Origin of the sequence: Arthrobacter sp. NPDC056727, assembly GCF_042790555.1 — a bacterium.
Lineage (GTDB): Bacteria > Actinomycetota > Actinomycetes > Actinomycetales > Micrococcaceae > Arthrobacter.
Map to the genome: position 1 here is coordinate 319,500 of NZ_JBHTZA010000001.1, position 21,615 is coordinate 341,114.

A 21,615-nucleotide genomic window follows, 5' to 3' on the forward strand; every position below is an offset into this window, starting at 1 on the left:
GTAGAAGTATGCCTCGGAGGGCATACGAGTTTGAGCAGGCGTGCCATCGTGAGAAACTAAGCCGGTGACTTCAACAACAGTGCCCGTGATCTTCGACCTGGACGGCACTCTTGTCGATCCGGCCGGCGGGATTACAGACGGAATTGCCGCGGCCCTCAAGGAACATGGCCTTGCCGTGCCCAGCCAGGACCTTCTGGACGCGATGGTGGGGCCCAAGCTCAGCGATTCACTGCTGAACGTCGCGGCTGTTCCTCCGGCGATGCTGAAGGCGGTCATCCGGACCTACCGGATGCATTACCTCGACGTCGGCATCGCCCAGAGCCGCCTGTACCCGGGCATCGTCGAGCTGCTGGACGAATACGTGGAGGCGGGACGGCCCGTAGCGGTGGCGACGCAAAAGCCCGAGGCTCTTGCCCACATCGTGCTTGAACACCACAGGATCGCCCGCCGGTTCCTCACCATCAAGGGATCAGCTGCGGACGAAACAGCGGCTGCGGCCGGTCCGGTCGGCAAGACCGGAATCATCGCCGCCGCCATGGCGTCCCTGCACACCCAGCATGCTGTCATGGTGGGGGACCGTGCGCAGGACGTGGCCGGAGCACTGGCCAACGGTCTCGACTGCATCGGCGTCAGCTGGGGCTTTGCGCCCGACGGTGAACTTGAAGAAGCGGGAGCGGTCGCCGTCGTGCACGATACCGCCGGCCTGCAGGCCAAGGTCGAGGAGCTGGAGAACGTTCGTACCTCAGCCATGAGCGAGGTGCGCAACGATGGAACTGTTTGACGGAGTCCGCTGGACCACCCGCACCCTTATCTCCGGCAGCTGCCGGCCCACCGTCATCGGGCTGGAAAACGTGCCCAAGAGCGGGCCGTTCATTGTGGCGCCGAACCACCTGTCCTTCCTGGACAGCGTGATCGTCCAGGCACTCATGCCCCGGCCCGTCGCGTTCTTTGCCAAGGCTGAGTACTTCACCACCAAGGGTTTCAAGGGACGGGTGATGAAGTCCTTCTTCACCGCCGTCGGCTCCATTCCGGTGGAGCGCGGCGAGCAGGCCGCGAGCGTGCAGGCCCTCAAGACGCTGCTGGACATCCTCGAGGACGGCAGGGGCATCGGCATCTACCCCGAGGGCACCCGCTCCCGCGACGGCATCCTGTACCGCGGCCGTACCGGCGTCGGCTGGCTGGCCCTCACCACGGGCGCCCCGGTCATCCCGGTGGGGCTGATCGGCACCGAAAAGCTGCAGCCCGCCGGCCGCAACGCCGTCAAGCCCCAGCACTTCACCATGAAGGTGGGGGAGCCGCTCTACTTCGATAAGACCGGACCCGACCATTCGCTGCCTGCGCGGCGCCAGGTGACTGACAAGATCATGGACGCCATCGCCGAACTCAGCGGCCAGGAGCGCTCCACCAGCTACAACCAGAGCAAGGTCATCGAGTAGGCCCTGCCTTCCATGGCAGCGGTTTCCCCCCGCCCCCGGCCTCCGGTTCCCCCGCACGGCCGGCGGCAATCCGCAGCTCCCCGGCTCAGTAGACTGGAAACGTGGCAGATCCATCGAGTTACAGACCCCAGACGGGTGAGATTCCGACCAATCCGGGTGTTTACAGGTTCAGGGATCCCCATGGGCGGGTTATCTACGTCGGCAAGGCCAAGAACCTCCGGTCGCGCCTGAACTCCTATTTCGCGAACCCGGCGGGGCTGCTGCCCAAGACCCACGCCATGGTGTATGCGGCCAGCAGCGTCGAGTGGACCGTGGTGGGCAGCGAGCTCGAATCCCTCCAGCTGGAATACACCTGGATCAAGGAATTCAAGCCGCGGTTCAACGTGGTGTTCCGGGACGACAAGACCTACCCCTACCTCGCCGTCACCATGGGCGAGAAGCTGCCGCGCGTGCAGGTCATGCGCGGGGAGCGGCGCAAGGGCACCCGATACTTCGGCCCGTACACGGCCGGGGCCATCCGGGAAACCATGGACACGCTGCTGCGCGTCTTTCCCGTGCGCAGCTGCAGCCCGGGCGTGCTGAAGCGGGCCCAGGCCAGCGGACGGCCCTGCCTCCTGGGCTACATCGACAAATGCTCGGCCCCCTGCGTCGGCCGCGTCACGCCCGAGGAACACCGCGCCCTCGCCGAGGACTTCTGTGCCTTCATGGGAGGCGAGGCCAAGCGGTTCATCTCGCGGCTCGAAAAGGAGATGGGGGCCGCCGTCGCCGTCCTTGACTACGAACGCGCCGCGCGGCTGCGTGACGACATCACAGCCCTCAAGAAGGTCTTCGAGCGGAACGCCGTGGTGCTGGCCGAGGACACCGACGCCGACGTTTTCGCCCTGCACGAGGACGAACTCGAAGCCGCCGTCCAGGTGTTCCACGTCCGGGGCGGACGGGTCCGCGGCCAGCGCGGCTGGGTGGTCGAGAAGGTGGAGGACTTCACCACGCCAGACCTCGTCGAGCACCTCCTCCAGCAGGTCTACGGCGAGGACGCCGAGATCCAGGGCCGGCTTCCCCGCGAAGTCCTGGTGCCCGTCGAGCCGAGCAACCCGCAGGATCTGGCTGAGTGGCTTGGCGGCATCCGCGGGGCCAGGGTGGACATCCGCGTACCGCAGCGGGGCGACAAGGCGGCCCTGATGTCCACGGTCCGGGAAAACGCCGAGCACGCGCTCCGGCTCCACAAGACCCGGCGCGCAGGCGACCTGACGGTCCGGTCACAGGCGCTGCAGGAGCTCCAGGAGGCGCTGGAACTTCCCGTCCCGCTGCTGCGCATCGAGTGCTACGACGTCTCCCACGTCCAGGGCACCAACGTGGTGGCCTCCATGGTGGTGGTGGAGGACGGGCTGCCCAAGAAGTCCGACTACCGCAAGTTCTCCATCACCGGGTCGGCGGCCACGGACGACACGGCCGCGATGCACGATGTGCTGACCCGGCGTTTCCGGCACTACCTCGTGGACAAGACCGCCCAGGTAGACGCCGCGGAGCTGGTGGCCACCCCGGCGGCGGCCGGCGCCAACGGATCCAACGGAACAGTTCCCATCACCACTGCGGAAGCCGCACTCTCCGACACCACCACGCCGGCTCCCAAAGCCAAGTTCGCCTACCCGCCCAACCTCGTGGTGGTCGACGGCGGCAAGCCCCAGGTCAACGCCGCCGCCCGGGCCCTCGAAGCGCTCGGCGTCGATGACGTCTACGTCGTCGGGCTCGCCAAGCGCCTCGAGGAGGTCTGGCTGCCGGACAGCGACTTCCCGGTCATCCTGCCCCGTGCGTCCCAAGGGCTCTACATGCTCCAGCGCATCCGCGACGAAGCGCACCGGTTCGCCATCTCGTTCCACCGGCAAAAGCGCGGCAAGGCCATGACCGTCTCCGCCCTCGATGGCGTGCCCGGGCTGGGCGATTCCAAGCGGAAGGCGCTCCTCGCCCACTTTGGCTCCGTCAAGAAGATCAAGGCGGCATCCGCGGAGGAACTGAAGGCCGCCAAGGGCGTCGGGCCGGCGCTGGCCGCGGCCATCGTGACGCACTTCAGCCCGGGCGGTGAATCGGCGGAGACAGTACCGGCGATCAATATGACCACCGGTGAAGTGCTGGAAACTTAGCCCGCGCCCGGAAACTTGGTTAGGGTAAGTACGGGAAATCGGCGTGTGCCGCAAACAGGAATGAGGCTGGAATCAATGGCAGAGTCGACGGCGGAGTCCAGCACGGAAGAGGACGGCCTGACACCGGTCAAGCCCGCCGAAGCGGAACTGCTCATCGTGACCGGCATGTCCGGCGCCGGCCGCAGCACCGCCTCCGATGCGCTGGAGGACCACGGCTGGTACGTCGTCGAGAACCTGCCGCCGCAGATGCTGGGGACCCTGGCCGAACTCGTCTCCCACGCGCCGCAGTCCATTCCCAAGCTGGCTGTGGTCATGGACGTGCGCAGCAAGGCGCTGTTCGCCGACATCCGCGCGGCGCTGCGTGCCCTGGAAGCCAGCGGCGTCACCTTCCGGGTGCTGTTCCTCGACGCCAGCGACGATGTCCTGGTGCGCCGCTTCGAGCAGGGCCGGCGTCCGCACCCGCTGCAGGGCGGCGGAAGGATCCTGGACGGCATCGCCGCGGAGCGTGAGCTCCTCAAGGAGCTGCGTGACTCCTCGGACCTCGTCCTGGACACCTCGGCCCTGAACGTGCACGGGCTCGCCACGGCGATCACCGAGCTGTTCACCGAGACCGGCCCCATCGCGATACGCCTGAACATCATGAGCTTCGGCTTCAAGTACGGCCTTCCCGTGGACGCGAACTACGTGGCGGATGTCAGGTTCATCCCGAATCCGCACTGGGTGCCCGCGCTCCGGCCGCACACCGGCCTGGACCAGGATGTCAGCGAGTACGTCCTGGGAGCCGAGGGCGTGCCGAACTTCGTGGAACGCTACGTCCTTGCCCTGGAACCTGTCCTGGAAGGGTACCGCCGGGAAAACAAGCACTATGCCACGATCGCCGTCGGCTGCACGGGCGGCAAGCACCGCTCGGTTGCCGTGGCTATGGAGCTCTCCAAGCGGCTTGCACAATATCCACGGGTGACGGTGACCACGACGCACCGGGACCTGGGCCGCGAGTAATGGGTGTCCTTACCGGCCCGCTGCCCCTGATTCCGCCGGCCGGCCTGACCGGTTCCCAACAGGCCAAGGGACCCACCGTCGTCGCGCTTGGCGGCGGCCACGGCCTGTCGGCCTCCCTCTCGGCGCTGCGGCTGCTCACGTCCGAGCTGACCGCTGTGGTCACCGTGGCGGACGACGGCGGTTCCTCCGGCCGTCTGCGCGAGGAGTACGGCGTCCTCCCGCCCGGTGATCTCCGGATGGCACTGTCCGCCCTCTGCGACGACACGGACTGGGGCCGCACCTGGCGCGACGTCATGCAGCACCGTTTCCGGTCCGCCCGCGGCGGCGCCTCCTTGGATGAGCACGCCATGGGAAACCTGCTGATTGTCACGCTCTGGGAGCTGCTCGGCGACGCCGTGGCAGGCCTGAAATGGGCCGGTGCCTTGCTCGGCGCACGCGGCCAGGTGCTGCCCATGTCCACCGTTCCGCTCACCATCGAAGGCGATGTGCGCGTTACCGCCCCTGACGGCAGCAGCACTGTCACCACCATCACGGGCCAGGCGCGCTGCGCCGTGGCGGGGTCGCTGGAGAGCGTCCGGCTGCTCCCGGAACGGGCGCCGGCCTGCGTTGAGGCCCTGACCGCGATTGAGCTCGCCGACTGGGTGGTGCTGGGCCCGGGCTCCTGGTATACCTCCGTGCTTCCGCACCTGCTGCTGCCGGAGATGCGGCAGGCGCTCTGCGATACGCCCGCCAAGCGTTGCCTCACCATGAACCTCGCCATGGACACCAAGGAAACGTCCGGCATGTCTGCCGCCGACCACCTTCACGTCCTGCGCGACTATGCGCCGGAGTTCAGCGCGGACGTGGTGCTCGCGGACCCGGCGTCGGTTTCGGACCTTGCCGAGTTTGAGCGGGCCGCAGGGATGATCGGTGCCGAGGTTGTCTTGGGTAGAGTAGGGGCTTCGGGCCGGCGTCCGGTCCACGATCCCTTGCGGCTGGCTACGGCCTACCAGGATATTTTCGGGAACAGTTAGGAAAGGTGCCATGGCACTGACAGCATCAGTCAAGGAAGAACTCTCCCGCCTGGACATCAAGAAGTCATCAGTCCGCAAGGCTGAGGTCTCGGCCATGCTCCGCTTCGCCGGGGGACTGCACATCATTTCGGGCCGGATCGTCATCGAGGCCGAGGTGGATCTTGCCTCCACCGCCCGGCGCCTGCGCGCCGCAATTGCCGAGGTCTACGGGCACCAGAGCGAGATCATCGTCGTGTCCGGAAGTGGCCTGCGCCGCGGCAGCCGCTACGTGGTGCGCGTCGTCCGCGATGGCGAGGCGCTGGCCCGTCAGACCGGTCTCCTGGACGGCCGGGGACGGCCCGTGCGCGGGCTGCCGTCCGTCGTCGTCAATGGTTCAGCCGCCGACGCCGAAGCGGTGTGGCGCGGCGCCTTCCTGGCCCACGGATCCCTCACGGAACCGGGCCGCTCCTCATCCATGGAGGTCACGTGCCCCGGGCCGGAATCGGCCCTCGCCCTGGTCGGCGCGGCGCGCCGGCTCGGGATCCAGGCGAAAGCCCGTGAGGTCAGGGGAGTGGACCGCGTGGTGATCCGCGACGGCGACACCATCGCCGCGCTGCTCACCCGGATGGGCGCCCACGACGCCCTCATGGTCTGGGAGGAGCGGCGCATGCGCAAGGAAGTGCGCGCCACCGCGAACCGGCTGGCCAACTTTGATGACGCCAACCTCCGCCGCTCGGCGCAGGCCGCCGTGGCAGCCGGGGCGCGCGTGGACCGGGCCCTGGAGATCCTCGGCGACGACGTCCCGGACCACCTCAAGTACGCCGGTGAGCTCCGGGTGGCCCACAAGCAGGCCAGCCTCGACGAACTTGGCCGGCTCGCCGATCCGCCCATGACCAAGGACGCCATCGCCGGGCGCATCCGCCGGCTGCTGGCCATGGCGGACAAACGTGCCGTGGATCTGGGCATCCCGGGCACGGATGCCAATGTGACGCCTGAAATGCTCGACGAGTAAACGGCGCCCATAGAATCAAGACCAGGTGGGGGACATTGCCGCCACCGGAGTTTTCCGGATGACCCGTCATCCGGGATGCAAATCCGAGAGTTAGCAAAACCGGACAACCTGTCCACGACATTGGAGGATTTTGTGACCGAGTACGTTCTGCCCGAACTCAGCTACGACTACGCAGCGCTGGAGCCCCACATCTCTGCACGGATCATGGAGCTGCACCACAGCAAGCACCACGCCGCGTACGTGACGGGCGCCAACAACGCGCTGGCCCAGCTGGCCGAGGCACGCGAAAAGGGCGACTTCGCCAACATCAACCGGCTTTCCAAGGACCTGGCCTTCCACACCGGCGGCCACATCAACCACTCCGTGTTCTGGAACAACCTCTCCCCGGACGGAGGCGACAAGCCTGAAGGTGAGCTCGCCGCCGCCATCGACGACGCCTTCGGATCGTTCGATGCCTTCCGCGCCCAGTTCTCCGCAGCCGCCCTCGGCCTGCAGGGTTCGGGCTGGGGTTTCCTGGCCTACGAGCCCATCGGTGGCAACCTCGTCATCGAGCAGCTTTACGACCAGCAGGGCAACGTCGCGCTGGGCACCACCCCGCTGCTGATGCTGGACATGTGGGAGCACGCCTTCTACCTGGACTACGTCAACGTCAAGGCCGACTACGTCAAGGCGTTCTGGAACATCGTCAACTGGGCCGACGTTTCGGCCCGCTTCGCTGCGGCACGCGCCAACGCAACCGGCCTGATCACGCTTTAAGTGCAATACCCGAATGTGTGACCGGAAGTACACATTGCAGTAACAAAGCTCACATTCGGCGTCATTAGGGCCAAATCATGGACGGTCTGCCCCCGCACTTGCGGGGGCAGACCAAGTTAAACGTAAGATAGATCACGGAAGGCGGTTAGCCTTCAGCAATGAGGCTGGTCGCCCTCCGATTTGAAAAAAATCTTGCCCAATGGCGTGCGGGATCTGTTAGTTGGCTTTATAAGCCCGCTCAACTAGTTGTGCTACCCAAGCACAAAGGAGACTGAAAAGTGACGACCCGTATTGGTATCAACGGCTTTGGCCGGATCGGCCGCAACTACTTCCGCGCAGCACTGGCACAGGGTGCGGACCTTGAAATCGTTGCCGTCAACGACCTCACCAGCCCCGAAGCGCTGGCCCACCTGCTCAAGTACGACTCCGTCGGCGGACGCCTGGCCGAGACCATTGAGGTGAAGGAAGGCAACCTCGTCGTCAACGGCAACGCCATCAAGGTCCTCGCCGAACGCGATCCCGCCAACCTGCCCTGGAAGGACCTCGGCGTCGACATCGTCATCGAGTCCACCGGTTTCTTCACCAAGGCTGCTGCGGCCAAGAAGCACATTGAGGCCGGCGCCAAGAAGGTCCTGATCTCCGCCCCCGCCTCGGACGAGGACATCACCATCGTGATGGGCGTCAACGACGGCCTGTACGACAACGAGAAGCACCACATCATCTCCAACGCGTCGTGCACCACCAACTGCCTCGGCCCGCTGGCCAAGGTCGTTAACGACACCTTCGGCATCGAGCGTGGCCTGATGACCACCGTCCACGCCTACACCGCGGACCAGAACCTGCAGGACGGCCCGCACAACGACCTCCGCCGTGCCCGCGCCGCCGCCATCAACATGGTTCCCACCTCCACCGGTGCCGCCAAGGCCATCGGCCTGGTCCTGCCGGAGCTCAAGGGCAAGCTGGACGGCTACGCCATCCGCGTTCCGGTCCCCACCGGCTCCGCCACCGACCTCACCGTCACCGTCTCCCGCGAAACCACCGTCGAGGAAGTCAACGCAGCGCTCAAGAAGGCTGCAGAGTCCGACGAGTGGCAGGGCATCCTGACCTACACGGACGCCCCGATCGTCTCCTCCGACATCGTCGGCGACCCCGCCTCGTCCATCTTTGACTCCGGTTTGACCAAGGTCATCGGCAACCAGGTCAAGGTTGTGTCCTGGTATGACAACGAATGGGGCTACTCCAACCGCCTCGTTGACCTCACGGAGCTTGTCGCGGCAAAGCTGGGCTAGGGTTAGCTACATGACATCTCACACCCTCAACGAACTGATCGCTGAAGGTGTCCGCGGGCGGTACATTCTGGTTCGAAGTGACCTGAATGTGCCGCTCGACGGCTCTACAGTGACTGACGACGGCCGCATCCGGGCCTCACTGCCAGTGCTGGGAAAGCTCACGGACGCCGGTGCCCGCGTGCTGGTAACAGCCCACCTGGGCCGCCCCAAGGGCGCCCCTGAAGACAAGTACTCCCTCAAGCCGGCGGTTGCCCGTCTGGCCGAGCTGGCGTCCTTCCCGGTCTCCCTCGCGGCGGACACGGTGGGTCCCTCGGCCAAGGAGCAGGCCGCTGCGCTGCAGGACGGCCAGGTCCTGGTGCTCGAGAACGTGCGGTTCGACGCACGCGAGACCAGCAAGGACGAGGCCGAGCGCGGCGCCTTCGCCGACGAACTGGTCGGGCTCACAGGCACCAACGGTGCGTTTGTGAACGACGCCTTTGGCGCCGTGCACCGCAAGCACGCCAGCGTTTACGACGTCGCCACCCGGCTGCCGTCGTACCTCGGCGACCTTGTGGGAACCGAAGTGGAAGTCCTCCGCAAGCTGACCGCCGACACCCAGCGTCCCTACGTCGTGGTCCTGGGCGGTTCGAAGGTATCGGACAAGCTCGCAGTCATCGATAACCTCCTGGGCAAGGCTGACACCATCCTGGTGGGCGGCGGCATGCTGTTCACGTTCCTGGCAGCCGAGGGCCACAAGGTGGCCGGCAGCCTGCTGGAAGAGGACCAGATCCCGGTGGTGCAGGACTACCTCAAGCGCGCAGCCGGGGCCGGCACCCAGTTTGTGATTCCCACGGACGTTGTGGTCGCCGCAAAGTTCGCAGCCGACGCCGATCACGAAACGGTCAGTGCCGACGCCATCGAAAGCAGCAGCTTCGGTGCGCAGGGCATCGGCCTGGACATCGGACCGGACTCCGCCAAGGCATTTGCCGAGCGGATCAAGGCCGCCAAGACCGTGTTCTGGAACGGACCCATGGGCGTCTTCGAGTTCGAGGCGTTCTCCGCAGGCACCCGGGCAATCGCCCAGGCGCTGACGGAGACGGACGCGTTCACCGTCGTCGGCGGCGGCGATTCCGCGGCTGCCGTCCGTACGCTCGGTTTCGCAGATGACCAGTTCGGCCACATTTCCACCGGCGGCGGCGCCAGCCTGGAATACCTTGAAGGCAAGGAACTTCCCGGCCTGAGCGTTCTGGACCGCTAACAGCCACACCAGCCGGCAGGGCACCTTTCGCACCGTGCTTCACGTGAAGTGCGCCGGAGGAGCCCTGCCGGCTGCCCACATCTATTGGAGAACACGTGACTACGTCAACCAACGGCACCTTTGACCGCACGCCTTTGATCGCAGGCAACTGGAAGATGAACATGGACCACGTCCAGGGCATCACCCTGCTGCAGAAGCTGGCCTGGACACTGTCCGACGCCAAGCACGACTACAGCCGCGTGGAAGTCGCCGTGTTCCCGCCCTTCACGGACCTGCGCGGTGTGCAGACCCTTGTCCAGGGCGACGAACTCGACATCGCCTACGGCGGCCAGGACCTGTCCCAGTTCGACTCCGGCGCCTACACCGGCGACACCTCCGGCCAGTTCCTGAACAAGCTCGGCTGCAAGTACGTCCTCGTGGGCCACAGCGAACGCCGCACAATCCACGGTGAGTCGGACGAAGTCCTCAACGCCAAGGTCAAGGCGGCATACCGCCACAACATCGTCCCCGTCCTCTGCATCGGGGAAGGCCTGGAGATCCGCCAGGCCGGCACCCACGTCCAGCACACGCTGGACCAGCTTCGGGCCGACGTCGAAGGCCTGACCGCCGAGCAGGCGGCCGAACTCGTCGTCGCCTACGAGCCCGTCTGGGCCATCGGCACAGGGGAGGTTGCGGGTCCGGAGGACGCCCAGGAAATGTGTGCGGCCATCCGTGCCGAACTCACCGAACTGTTCGACGCCGATGTGGCCGCCAAGGTCCGCCTGCTGTACGGCGGTTCGGTCAAGGCGAGCAACGTTGCCGCGATCCTCAAGGAACGCGACGTCGACGGCGTGCTGGTGGGCGGTGCCAGCCTCGATCCCGCTGAGTTTGCTAATATTGTCAAGTTCGAGAGCCACCTCGTAACGGACTGATCCGTTCCGCTGGCACGCTCCCGCATCCACTAACTTCGGAAAGGCCGTCGTGGACGTTCTTCATGTGATTCTGCAGATCCTGCTGGGCATTACCAGCCTTCTGCTGACCCTGCTCATCCTGCTCCACAAGGGACGCGGCGGCGGCCTGTCGGATATGTTCGGCGGCGGAATGAGCTCAGGGCTGGCGTCCTCAGGCGTTGCTGAGCGCAACCTCAACAGGTTCACCATCATCCTCGGTGTCACCTGGGGCGTTGTGATCATTGCGCTCGGCCTGCTGATGCGCTTCACAGGCGTGGCTGACTCCTAACGCAGGTCCGTCCAGCCAGGCACAAAGAGCCCGGCCCAGTCAGGATCCATTCCTGATTGGGCCGGGCTTTTCCCTGCCGCCAGGGCGAACTCCGCACTAAACTTGTCGCTATCGGATCTAACGGCAGCGCCGCCATTAGTAGCGAGGGAGTTCCCATGGTGCATACCTCTTCAGGATTCCGCGGCACCCGCGTGGGTGTCATTCAAGGGGCCGGATTGAAGAACCAGGGGGATGATCCTCTCGGGGAGCCCCTGCCGCGTATTTGTGTCTCCTATTGGTGCGCCATGGGACATGAGACGCGGCCTGTTTTTCTTAAGCTGCCGGACGACCAGATTCCGGACGTGTGGGACTGCCGCCATTGCGGCCGGCCGGCGTCGCGCAATCCCGGCGCGGGCGTGCCCGGCGAAGCGCTGGAAGAAGGCTTCAAGACCCACTTGGAATACGTTAAAGAAAGACGCTCCAGCCAGGACGCCGAGGACGTTCTGGCTGGAGCGCTGCAGCGGCTAAGAGCCAGCCGGCGCCTTCCTGACTAGCTGCTCAGGAACGCGCGAGGCTGCGTTTTCGTCGATCAGCCACAGGGTCCGGGACCGTCCCGCGGGACCGGCGGCGGGTACCTGCACCGGATTGGCCCCGGCCAGGGCCAGGCCCACCGCACCGGCCTTATCCTCGCCTGCGACCACCATCCACACCTCCGCGGAGGTGTTGATGGCCGGCAGGGTCAGGGAGATGCGCTCCGGCGGCGGCTTGGGTGAGTTGCGGACCCCCACCACGGTCAGCTGCTTCTCGCGGATGCCACCCTGTTCGGGGAACAGTGACGCCACGTGCGCGTCGGGACCCACACCCAGCAGGACGACGTCGAACCGCGGGAGCCGGCCCGGCTCCTCGGGACGGTCATCCGAGGCGTCAGCGGCGTGCTCGGCCGCGGCCGCCTCACTGAGGCGGCGTGCGTAGTCCTCAGCGGCCAGTTCCGGTGTTTCGAAGTCGTCCGTCGACCCGGGCACGTGGACACGCGCGGCATCGACGTCGATATGCTTCAAAAGCGCCTCATGGGCCTGGACCGCGTTGCGGTCAGCGTCCTGGGAGCCGAGAAAGCGCTCGTCACCCCACCAGAAGTTCACCTTGGCCCAGTCCACGGCGGGCGCGGCCGGTGAATCGGCCACGGCCTTCAGCGTTCCGATGCCCACCGTGCCTCCGGTAAGCACCACCGTTGCTTCACCGAATCGGTCCTGCACATCCACGAGCTTGGTGATCAGGCGGGCCGCAATCGCGGCCATGAGTACGGAAGAGTCAGGATGGATGCTTACTCTGGGCTCAGCGCTCACTGGGACGGACACTCCTTAGATTGGTACGTGGCAGTCCAATAGTAATCACTTCGCCGAAGACTTCGTCGGGGTCCAGGCGGCGGAGTTCCTCGGCGAGGCAGTCGCGGAGGCTGCGCCGGGGGAGGGAGATCCGCTGCGCGGGCTGCCCTGGCTGGGTCAGCTCGGCCACGGAAAGTCCCGGGCGGAAGAGCTGGACGTCGCCGCTGGCGCGGGTGAGCCGGACCCGCCGGATACCGGTCCCGGCGGGGTCGGCCACGATCGTTACCGGAGCGTCCAGGGACAGGGTCAGCCAGGCCGCCAGCAGGATGGTGCTGGGCGAGTCCGAAGCACCTTCAACGGCGACGGCGGTGACGGGCGAGGAGTCCACCTGGTCCAGGACGGCCGCGAGCTGGATCCGCCAGTTGGTCAGGCGGGTCCAGGCGAGGTCGGTGTCACCGGCCTTGTAGGTGTTCCGGATGTTCTCCAGCGCCACCTGCGGTTCGGCCTCGTTCGCGGAGTCGGTGATGCGCCGGTGTGCGATGCGTCCGATGGAGGTTTCGCAGGCGTTCTTCGGTGCGCCGTGCGGCCACCATGCCACGATCGGGGCGTCGGGCAGCAGGAGCGCCGCCACGAGGGACTCGCTTTCCTCGGCGAGTTCCCCGTAGCCGCGCAACACGATGACCTCGGACGCGCCGGCGTCCCCGCCGACCCGGATCTGCGCATCGAGCCGGTTAGGCGCGGAGGAGCCGGCGTCAGCGAGCACGATGATCCGGCAGGGGTGTTCGCGGCTGGCCTCATTGGCCGCCTCGATCGCTTCCTCCTCGAGCCCGGACTTGGTGACCACCACGAGGGTGAGGACCCGGCCGAGCGCGATCACGCCGCCCTGCTCGCGCAGGGACTGAATCTTTTTGGAGACGTTGGAGGTGGTGGTGTTCGGAAGATCTACAATCATGGCCTTCTCCAGGTGCGTCCGTCGCGGGCCAGCAACTCGTCAGCCGAGGCAGGGCCCCAGCTGCCGGGCGCGTAGGGCTCGGGCTGTTCGCCCAGGCCTGCCCAGTACTCTTCGAAGGGGTCCAGGATCTTCCAGGACAGCTCCACTTCCTCGTGCCGCGGGAACAGCGGCGGCTCGCCCAGCAGCACGTCCAGGATCAGCCGCTCGTAGGCTTCCGGGCTGGACTCGGTGAAGGAGTGCCCGTAGCCGAAGTCCATGGTCACGTCCCGGACTTCCATCTGCGTGCCGGGGACCTTGGAGCCGAAGCGGATCGTGGCGCCCTCGTCCGGCTGGACCCGGATCACGACGGCGTTCTGCCCGAAGTCGTCATCCCCGTGGTCCCGGAACAGCAGGTTCGGTGCCCGTTTGAACACCACCGCGATTTCCGTGACCCGCCGGCCCAAACGCTTGCCCGCCCGGAGGTAGAACGGCACTCCGGACCAGCGCCGGGTGTTGATGTCCACCCGGATCGCCGCGTACGTTTCGGTGGTGGAGTCGGCCGGGATGCCTTCTTCCTCCAGGTATCCCTGGACCTGCTCGCCGCCCTGCCAGCCGCCGGCGAACTGCCCGCGGGCCGAATGGGTGGAGAGGTCCTCGGGCAGCCGGACGGCGGCGAGGACTTTTTCCTTCTCGGCACGCAGGTCATCGGCGTTGAAGGAAATCGGCTCCTCCATCGCGGTCAGCGCGAGCAGCTGCAGCAGGTGGTTCTGGATCACGTCGCGGGCTGCGCCCACGCCGTCGTAGTATCCTGCCCGGCCGCCGGTGCCGATGTCCTCGGCCATGGTGATCTGGACGTGGTCCACATAGTTGGCATTCCAGAGCGGCTCGAACAGCTGGTTCGCGAAACGCAAAGCCAGGATGTTCTGGACCGTTTCCTTACCCAGGTAGTGGTCGATCCGGAACACCGCGTCCTGCGGGAACACCGACTCCACGATGTCGTTCAGCTGCCGGGCAGACTCCAGGTCGTGCCCGAACGGCTTCTCGATCACCACGCGCCGCCACTTCTCGCCCTCGGCCTGCGCCAGCCCGTGCTTGGACAGCTGGCGGCAGACCTGCTCGAAAGCCTTCGGCGGGATCGACAGGTAGAACGCGTGGTTGCCGCGGGTGCCGCGGTTCTCGTCAAGTTCCTTGATCGTCTCGCCGAGCCGCTCAAAGGCGGCATCGTCGTCGAACGCGCCCTGCACGAACCGGATCCCCTCGGAGAGCTGGTTCCAGACCGCCTCATCGAAGGGCGTGCGTGCGTAGGACTTGACGGCGTCCTTCACCTCGGCGGCGAAGTCCTCGTTGTCCCAGTCCCGCCGGCCAAAACCCACCAGCGCGAAGCTGGGCGGCAGCAGGCCGCGGTTGGCAAGGTCATACACGGCAGGCATAAGCTTCTTGCGGGCAAGGTCCCCCGTGACTCCGAAGAGCACAAGCGAGGACGGTCCGGCGATCCGGCTCAGCCGCCGGTCCCGCGGATCCCGCAAAGGGTTCCCGGACCGGCCAGCTGGCCTCTTGCCGTTCAAAGTATCTGGCATGGTGATATCGGTGCCTTAGCTCTCAGTGGCGGATGCTGCCTTGCTGGCCAGCGACGAAACGATCTCCTGCAGCTGGGCCACGCCCGCCGCACGGTCGGTCAGGTGCAGGCGCAGGACCGGCCGGCCGTGCTCGCTGAGCACCTGGGCGTCGCCGGCGGCCTGGGCCGCGATCAGCTCGCCGAAGGTGAACGGGCGCTCCGGAATGGCCAGGTCCGTGGCGGACGCCGCCGTCACCTGCAGGAACACGCCGATCGCGGGGCCGCCCTTGTGGAACTGCCCGGTGGAGTGCAGGAACCGCGGACCCCAGCCGAACGTGACCGGACGGCCGCTCACCGCGGCGAGTTCGTCCCGGACGCCCTCGAGCTGGGAGTAGGCCAGTCGGTCGAAGTACGCCTGGACGCTCAGGTACCCATCGGTACCCAACTGCGCCAGCAGGGCGGCGACCGCGTCGGCAGCCGTGGTGGCGCCGCCCAGCCACTCCCCGCCGCGGACCTCGATGGCCCCGTCGGTGAAGTTCGCCGGCGTCGGTTCCGGCTGCGCGTCCAGCAGGCCGCGGGCTGCCACCTTGGCGGCCTCGACGTCGGGCTGGTCAAACGGGTTGATGCCCAGCAGGCGTCCGGCCACGGCGGTGGCGAATTCCCACACCATCATCTGCGAGGCGAGGCCGCCGGCAATGGCAACCTCATTCTCGCCCAGCTCGACGTCGGCGTCCGTGCTGACCAGCCGGACCACGAGGACGTCTTCGGCGCCGGAGATGACCTCCGGAGCGTTCGGACCGGCGACCACCGGCAGGACGCCGGTCCCGAGCTTGCCCGTGGATTCGGCGATGAGCTGTTCGGCCCAGTCAGCGAACCCCACGATGCCCGAGCCATCCTCCGCGATCACGATCTTGTCGCGCAGCGGGCTGGTGCCGCCGAGGGCGGCACCGAGGACCAGGCCGATGTTCTCCGGTGCGTCCTCGTTCAGGACCTCGGCTGCTTCTTCCGCCTCGTCCAGCAAGGCCGCGATGTCCACGCCGGCCAGGCCGGAGGGGACGAGCCCGAAAGCGGTCAGGGCCGAGTAGCGGCCGCCCACGTTCGGGTCCGCGTTGAACACGGCGCGGTAGCCGGCGTCCCGGGACGCCTTGTCCAGCGGGGAACCGGGATCCGTCACCACGATGATCCGGCTCCGGGCATCGAGGCCGGCTTCGGTGAACGCCTGCTCAAAGATCCGGCGCTGCGAATCGGTCTCCAAGGTCGACCCCGACTTCGAGGACACCACGATGGCGGTTTCCGCCAGACGGTCCGCCAGGGCAGCACCGACCTGTTCGGGGTCGGTGCTGTCCAGCACAGTCAGCTCGACGCCAGCGGTCCCGGCGATGACCTCGGGAGCCAGGGAAGAACCGCCCATGCCGCACAGGACAATCCGGGTCACCCCTTCGGCCCTCAGGGCATCCCGGAGTTCCAGGATGCCGTCCACCAGGGACCGGGAGACGGTGGCCGCCTCGACCCAGCCCAGGCGGATGGCCGACTCGGACTCCGCATCCGGACCCCACAGCGTGTGGTCCTTGGCGAAAATACGCGTGGCAACGCGGTCTTCCACGAGGGCGGGCAAGTGCTGCTCAAGAGCCTTCCGGGCGGCACCGGTGGCGTCGTAGCTGAGTGTGTTCATTGTGGACTAGGAAGCCTTCCGTGCAGTGGCGAGAGCGCCTTCGACGTCGGCCAGGAGTTCCTTCCAGCTGGCCACGAACTTGTCCAGGCCTTCGGATTCCAGCAGGGCGACGACCTCGTTGTAGGAAACACCGAGCGCATCAAGGGCGTTGAGGGTGGCGTTCGCTTCCCCGTAGGTGCCGGTGATGGTGTCGCCGGTGACCACGCCGTGGTCGAACGTGGCGTCCAGGGTCTTCTCCGGCATGGTGTTCACGACGCCGGGGGCAACGAGTTCGGTGACGTACAGGGTGTCCGGGTAGGCCGGGTCCTTCACGCCGGTCGAAGCCCACAGCGGGCGCTGCGGCAGGGCGCCGGCCTCGGCCAGCACGCCCCAGCGCTCGGTGGAGAAGAGCTCCTCGTACACCTGGTAGGCCAGACGGGCGTTGGCGACGCCGGCCTTGCCCTTGAGGGCCTTGGCTTCCTCGGTGCCGATGGCGTCAAGGCGCTTGTCGATTTCGGTGTCCACGCGGGAGACGAAGAACGAGGCGACGGAGTGGATCTTGGAGAGGTCGTGGCCGTTTTCCTTGGCCTGCTCCAGGCCGCTCTGGAAGGCGTTGATGACGGCCCGGTAGCGCTCCAGCGAGAAGATCAGGGTCACGTTGACGCTGATGCCCTCGGCCAGGGTGGCCGTGATGGCCGCCAGGCCCTCGAGGGTGGCCGGGATCTTGATGTGGACGTTGTCGCGGTTGACCTTCTTGTAAAGGTGCTTCGCTTCGGCGATCGTACCTTCGGTGTCCCATGCCAGGCGCGGGTCAACCTCGATGGAGACGCGGCCGTCGACGCCCTTGGTGGCCGCGGCGATCGGTGCGAACAGGTCGCATGCGTCGGCGACATCCGTCGTCGTGATTTCGAAGATGGTCTCTTCGATGGAGGCGCCGGCGGCGGCCTCCTTGGCGATTACGGCGTCGTAGTCCGTGCCGGAGGTGATGGCGGCGTGGAAGATGGACGGGTTCGTGGTGACACCGACGACGTTCTTCTCTTCGATCAGCTTCTGCAGCGTGCCGGTCTTCAGGCGGCCGCGGGAGAGGTCGTCGAGCCAGATGGAAACGCCGGCGTCTGAAAGCTGCTGGGTGGGAGTGCTAGTCATTTCTAATCTCCTTGAACTGTGGGGGAGTCTGTCAGGACTGGAGTCCGGCGAGGGATTCCTTGGCGGCGGCGGTAACTGCTTCTGCCGTGATGCCGAATTCCTGGAACAGGCGCTTGTAGTCGGCGGAAGCGCCGAAGTGCTCGAGGCTGATGGAGCGGCCGGCATCGCCGACGAATTCCTTCCAGCCAAGGGCCAGGCCCGCCTCAACCGAAACGCGGGCCTTGATGGCTGCGGGAAGCACGGACTCGCGGTATGCGGCGTCCTGCTTGTTGAACCACTCGACACACGGCATGGAAACCACGCGGGCGGCGATGCCTTCGGCCTGCAGTGCCTCGCGGGCCTGGACGGCCAGCTGGACCTCGGAACCGGTGCCGATCAGGATGACCTGCGCGTCCACCGTCTTGCCGTCCTTGGAAGCCTCGGCCAGGACGTAACCGCCCTTGGCCACGCCGGCGGTTGATGCGAAGGTGTCGCCTTCCGCTGCACCCTGGCCACGCTCGTACGTGGGGATGTTCTGGCGGGTCAGGACGATGCCTGCCGGGTTCTCGTGGTTCTCCAGCATGGTCTTCCACGCTGCAGCCACCTCGTTGGCGTCACCCGGGCGGACGACGTCCAGGCCCGGGATCGCACGCAGCGATGCGAGCTGCTCCACCGGCTGGTGCGTCGGACCGTCTTCGCCCAGGCCGATGGAGTCATGCGTCCAGACGTACAGCGACGGCACGCCCATGAGGGCACCGAGGCGGATGGCGGGACGCTGGTAGTCGCTGAAGATCAGGAACGTGCCGGAGAACGCGCGGGTCTTGCCGTGCAGGCTGATGCCGTTCACGATCGACGCGGCGGCGTGCTCGCGGATACCGAAGTGCAGGACGCGGCCGTAGGGGTTGCCGGACCAGGCGTCGGTGGAGCGCGAGGCCGGGATGAACGACGGCGAGCCCTCGATCGTGGTGTTGTTGGACTCCGCGAGGTCAGCCGAGCCGCCCCAGAGCTCCGGCATGACCGGGCCGATCGCGTTCAGGACCTTGCCGGAGGCGGCGCGGGTGGAGACGTCCTTGCCGGCCGGGAAGACCGGCAGGGCGCCGTCTAGCTCGGCAGGGAGCTGGCGGGCTTCGACGCGTTCCAGCAGGGCTGCGGCTTCGGGGTTGGCGGACTGCCAGGCGGAGAAGGTCTCTTCCCATTCCTTGCGGGCGTGTGCGCCGCGGTCGACGACGGAGCGGGCGTGGGCCAGGACGTCCTGGTCCACCTCGAAGGACTTCTCGGGGTCGAAGCCGAGGACGTTCTTCAGGGCTGCCACTTCTTCGGATCCCAGGGCGGAGCCGTGGATCTTGCCCGTGTTCTGCTTCTTCGGGGCGGGGTAGCCGATGATGGTGCGCAGCGAGATGATGGACGGCTTGGAGGTCTCGGCCTTGGCAGCCAGCAGTGCGGAGTAGAGCTCCTGGACGTCTTCGACGTAGTCGCCGGTCTTGGTCCAGTCCACGCGCTGGGTGTGCCAGCCGTAGGACTCGTAGCGCTTCAGGACGTCCTCGGTGAAGGCGATGTCGGTATCGTCCTCGATGGAGATGTGGTTCTCATCGTAAATGACAACGAGGTTGCCGAGCTCCTGGTGGCCGGCGAGGGAGGAAGCCTCGGAGGTCACGCCTTCCTGGAGGTCGCCGTCGGAGGCGATGACCCAGATGGTGTGGTCGAACGGGCTCTCGCCGGCGGCAGCATCGGCGTCGAACAGGCCGCGCTGGCGGCGCTGGGAGTAGGCGAAGCCCACGGAGGAGGCCAGGCCCTGGCCCAGCGGGCCGGTGGTGATCTCCACACCGGCGGTGTGCTTGTACTCGGGGTGGCCGGGGGTCAGCGAGCCCCACGTGCGCAGCGCTTCCAGGTCCTTCAGTTCCAGGCCGTAGCCGGAGAGGAACAGCTGGATGTACAGCGTCAGGGACGTGTGGCCGGGGGAGAGGATGAACCGGTCGCGGCCGATCCAGTTCGGGTCCTTCGGGTCGTGCCGCATCAGCTTCTGGAACAGAAGGTATGCGGCGGGAGCCAGGCTCATCGCGGTGCCGGGGTGGCCGTTGCCCACCTTTTCGACGGCGTCGGCGGCCAGGACACGCACAGTGTCAACGGCGCGCTTGTCGAGGTCGGTCCAGCTCAGTTCTTGCTCTGTCAAATGTGCCACGAAACCGGGCCCCTCTCTGTGTTAACGGCGGACGGTAATGACACACAGCGGCAGGGCATAATTGGTGCCCGCTGCATTTATTGTGTACCAGCCGTTCACCATTGAAACGTTGATCTTCATTCAGTCGCCCAACGGGTGGAATGCGGTTTCTTGCCCGCCTCCCAGCGTGCGCTGATCTGCAGACAGCTTAGCTCTATTCCACACTTCGAGCGGCCAAAATCTCACCAGTTGGACGCAATTTCTCTTTTGTGAATCACTCGTGCCGTGAGGCTGCGTTAATGTGATTGAAGCAAGCACAAACGAATCATTTTCAGTGATTTGCCGTCACACGCCGATGCCAACGATCCATGCGGGTCCGCGGTATGATATCGGGAGGCCACCGGCGGACAGTGCGGGCTCAAGTACACACGTGACGCCCCCGTCGACCGCCGTTGAGGGATCAGCCCGGACCATGACGTCCAGACGGACTGATCAGATGAACAGCCAGACAGAAACAGAGTGACTGCCACGTGAGCACAACAGATACGCCGCTGACCTCTTCCCGGGTCCACGGAAGAGCCGGACTAGCCCGCAAGGCGAAGGCGTACCTTGCACTCACCAAGCCCAGGGTCATCGAACTCCTGCTGGTCAGCACGCTGCCCACCATGATCTACGCACAGCGCGGCTTCCCGTCGCTCGGCCTCATCATGGCCACCCTCGTCGGCGGCGCCTTCGCCGCGGGCAGCGCCGGTGCCTTCAACTGCTACATCGACCGCGACATCGACAAGCTGATGCACCGCACCGAGAAGCGCCCCCTGGTGACCGGTGAGGTGACGCCGCGCGAGGCCCTGGTGTTTGCGTGGCTGCTGGGTGCTGCAGCCATAGCCATCCTCTGGTTCGGCGCGAACCCCCTCTCCGCCTGGCTCGGACTGGGCGCCATCGTCTTCTACGTCGTCATCTACACGATGATCCTTAAGCGCCGTACCGCCCAGAACATCGTCTGGGGCGGCGCTGCAGGCTGCTTCCCGGTGCTGATCGCCTGGTCCGCGGTCACCAACACCGTTGAGTGGCCGGCCATCATCCTGTTCATGGTGATCTTCCTGTGGACCCCGCCGCACTACTGGCCCCTGTCCATGCGCTACGGCGAGGACTACCGCAACGCCAACGTACCCATGCTCGGGGCCATCGCCGGCGCCAGGGTCGTGTCCGTGCAGGTGGTCCTGTACGCCTGGGCCATGGTTGCGTGCTCGCTGCTCATGATTCCGGCCGGCAACGCGGGCTGGGTCTACACCGCCGTCGCCGTGCTGGCCGGCGCCTGGTTCCTCTACGAGTCCCACGCGCTCTACAGCCGGGCGCAGGGCGGCGACCTCTCCGACAAGGGCGCCATGAAGGTCTTCCACGGCTCCATCAGCTACCTGACGCTGCTGTTCATCGCTCTGGCGGTCGACCCCTTCGTCGGCTTGCCGATCATGGGCTAAGGACCCCTCCTCACCTCCTGCAGGTTTCCCAAGGACGCTTCCTCACCTCCTGTCGGCTTCCCAAGGTCGCTTCCTCACCTCCTGTCGGCTTTCCAAGGACGCTTCCTCACCTCCTGCCGCCTTTCCAAGGTCGCTTCCTCACCTCCTGCCGCCTTTCCAAGGTCGCTTCCTCACCTCCTGTCGCCTAAACCGAAACGCGTCCTCACCTCCTGTCGCCTAAACCGAAACGCGTCCTCGCGTCTTCAGCAGAAAGGGCTCCCTCATTTCAGATGAGGGAGCCCTTTCCGTTTATCGCTATCGATGTTGAGGTGCGGAGCCGGCTGCTGTGTCCGCGTGTGT

General features: G+C 66.3%; 19 protein-coding genes. 13 read left to right on the forward strand and 6 right to left on the reverse strand.

The genetic code is table 11. The features are described 5' to 3' along the window. The first annotated feature begins 64 nt into the window (after positions 1–64). The 12 genes from ACFRAH_RS01400 to ACFRAH_RS01455 all read left to right on the forward strand — a co-directional run bounded on the left by ACFRAH_RS01400 (position 65) and on the right by ACFRAH_RS01455 (position 11,610). Entirely contained in the window at positions 65–781 is a 717-nt protein-coding gene (locus ACFRAH_RS01400) for an HAD hydrolase-like protein (RefSeq protein WP_377989124.1), read from the forward strand. Continuing rightward, on the forward strand, positions 768–1,436 hold the full coding sequence (locus ACFRAH_RS01405) for a lysophospholipid acyltransferase family protein (protein WP_377989125.1): 669 nt from the start codon (positions 768–770) through the stop codon (positions 1,434–1,436). Before ACFRAH_RS01400 ends, ACFRAH_RS01405 begins: the two co-directional genes overlap by 14 nt. 101 nt (positions 1,437–1,537) lie before the next feature. Next, positions 1,538–3,574 (forward strand): excinuclease ABC subunit UvrC, encoded by a 2,037-nt coding sequence (gene uvrC / locus ACFRAH_RS01410; protein ID WP_377989126.1) that lies wholly within the window; start codon positions 1,538–1,540, stop codon positions 3,572–3,574. Positions 3,575–3,649: 75 nt separating this feature from the next. Continuing rightward, entirely contained in the window at positions 3,650–4,573 is a 924-nt protein-coding gene (rapZ, locus tag ACFRAH_RS01415) for an RNase adapter RapZ (protein ID WP_377989127.1), read from the forward strand. Continuing rightward, entirely contained in the window at positions 4,573–5,586 is a 1,014-nt protein-coding gene (yvcK, locus tag ACFRAH_RS01420) for a uridine diphosphate-N-acetylglucosamine-binding protein YvcK (protein WP_377989128.1), read from the forward strand. The genes rapZ and yvcK overlap by 1 nt, the downstream gene beginning before the upstream one ends. Positions 5,587–5,596: 10 nt before the next feature. Continuing rightward, positions 5,597–6,577 (forward strand): DNA-binding protein WhiA, encoded by a 981-nt coding sequence (whiA, locus tag ACFRAH_RS01425; RefSeq protein WP_377989129.1) that lies wholly within the window; start codon positions 5,597–5,599, stop codon positions 6,575–6,577. Between the two features lie 132 nt (positions 6,578–6,709). Next, the gene (locus tag ACFRAH_RS01430) at positions 6,710–7,333 is read left to right on the forward strand and encodes a superoxide dismutase (protein WP_003805561.1); all 624 of its coding nucleotides are present in this window, start codon (positions 6,710–6,712) and stop codon (positions 7,331–7,333) included. Positions 7,334–7,611: 278 nt separating this feature from the next. Continuing rightward, positions 7,612–8,622, forward strand: coding sequence for a type I glyceraldehyde-3-phosphate dehydrogenase (gap, locus tag ACFRAH_RS01435; protein ID WP_377989130.1), 1,011 nt, complete (start codon positions 7,612–7,614; stop codon positions 8,620–8,622). Positions 8,623–8,632: 10 nt separating this feature from the next. Then, the gene (locus ACFRAH_RS01440; RefSeq protein ID WP_377989131.1) at positions 8,633–9,859 is read left to right on the forward strand and encodes a phosphoglycerate kinase; all 1,227 of its coding nucleotides are present in this window, start codon (positions 8,633–8,635) and stop codon (positions 9,857–9,859) included. A gap of 95 nt (positions 9,860–9,954) precedes the next feature. Next, the gene (gene tpiA / locus ACFRAH_RS01445; RefSeq protein ID WP_377989132.1) at positions 9,955–10,770 is read left to right on the forward strand and encodes a triose-phosphate isomerase; all 816 of its coding nucleotides are present in this window, start codon (positions 9,955–9,957) and stop codon (positions 10,768–10,770) included. 49 nt (positions 10,771–10,819) lie between these two features. Further along, positions 10,820–11,077 carry a preprotein translocase subunit SecG gene (gene secG / locus ACFRAH_RS01450; RefSeq protein ID WP_306923517.1) on the forward strand — a complete coding sequence of 86 codons (258 nt, stop codon included), beginning with the start codon at positions 10,820–10,822 and terminating at the stop codon, positions 11,075–11,077. Between the two features lie 155 nt (positions 11,078–11,232). Further along, positions 11,233–11,610: an RNA polymerase-binding protein RbpA gene (locus tag ACFRAH_RS01455; RefSeq protein WP_377989133.1), complete on the forward strand. Its 378-nt coding sequence runs from the start codon at positions 11,233–11,235 to the stop codon at positions 11,608–11,610. Here the strand turns inward: ACFRAH_RS01455 and pgl are convergent. From pgl to tkt, 6 genes are read right to left on the reverse strand one after another with little or no spacing between them, the layout of a single operon-like run. Further along, positions 11,581–12,399 carry a 6-phosphogluconolactonase gene (gene pgl, locus ACFRAH_RS01460; RefSeq protein ID WP_377989134.1) on the reverse strand — a complete coding sequence of 273 codons (819 nt, stop codon included), beginning with the start codon at positions 12,397–12,399 and terminating at the stop codon, positions 11,581–11,583. The genes ACFRAH_RS01455 and pgl overlap by 30 nt on opposite strands. Continuing rightward, positions 12,389–13,330, reverse strand: coding sequence for a glucose-6-phosphate dehydrogenase assembly protein OpcA (locus ACFRAH_RS01465; RefSeq protein WP_377989135.1), 942 nt, complete (start codon positions 13,328–13,330; stop codon positions 12,389–12,391). Before ACFRAH_RS01465 ends, pgl begins: the two co-directional genes overlap by 11 nt. Then, positions 13,327–14,886, reverse strand: coding sequence for a glucose-6-phosphate dehydrogenase (gene zwf, locus ACFRAH_RS01470; RefSeq protein WP_377989136.1), 1,560 nt, complete (start codon positions 14,884–14,886; stop codon positions 13,327–13,329). The genes ACFRAH_RS01465 and zwf overlap by 4 nt, the downstream gene beginning before the upstream one ends. Before the next feature lie 15 nt (positions 14,887–14,901). Continuing rightward, complete coding sequence (locus tag ACFRAH_RS01475) at positions 14,902–16,536, reverse strand: glucose-6-phosphate isomerase (protein WP_377989137.1); 1,635 nt, start codon at positions 16,534–16,536, stop codon at positions 14,902–14,904. Positions 16,537–16,542: 6 nt separating this feature from the next. Beyond that, a complete protein-coding gene (gene tal / locus ACFRAH_RS01480; protein ID WP_377989138.1) occupies positions 16,543–17,661 on the reverse strand; it encodes a transaldolase in 1,119 nt (372 codons plus the stop codon). A gap of 31 nt (positions 17,662–17,692) precedes the next feature. Further along, a complete protein-coding gene (gene tkt / locus ACFRAH_RS01485; protein ID WP_377989202.1) occupies positions 17,693–19,810 on the reverse strand; it encodes a transketolase in 2,118 nt (705 codons plus the stop codon). Positions 19,811–20,328: 518 nt separating this feature from the next. On the opposite strand from tkt, the gene ACFRAH_RS01490 reads away from it, so the two are divergent. Continuing rightward, positions 20,329–21,276 carry a heme o synthase gene (locus ACFRAH_RS01490; RefSeq protein WP_377989139.1) on the forward strand — a complete coding sequence of 316 codons (948 nt, stop codon included), beginning with the start codon at positions 20,329–20,331 and terminating at the stop codon, positions 21,274–21,276. The last annotated feature ends 339 nt before the right edge of the window (positions 21,277–21,615 follow it).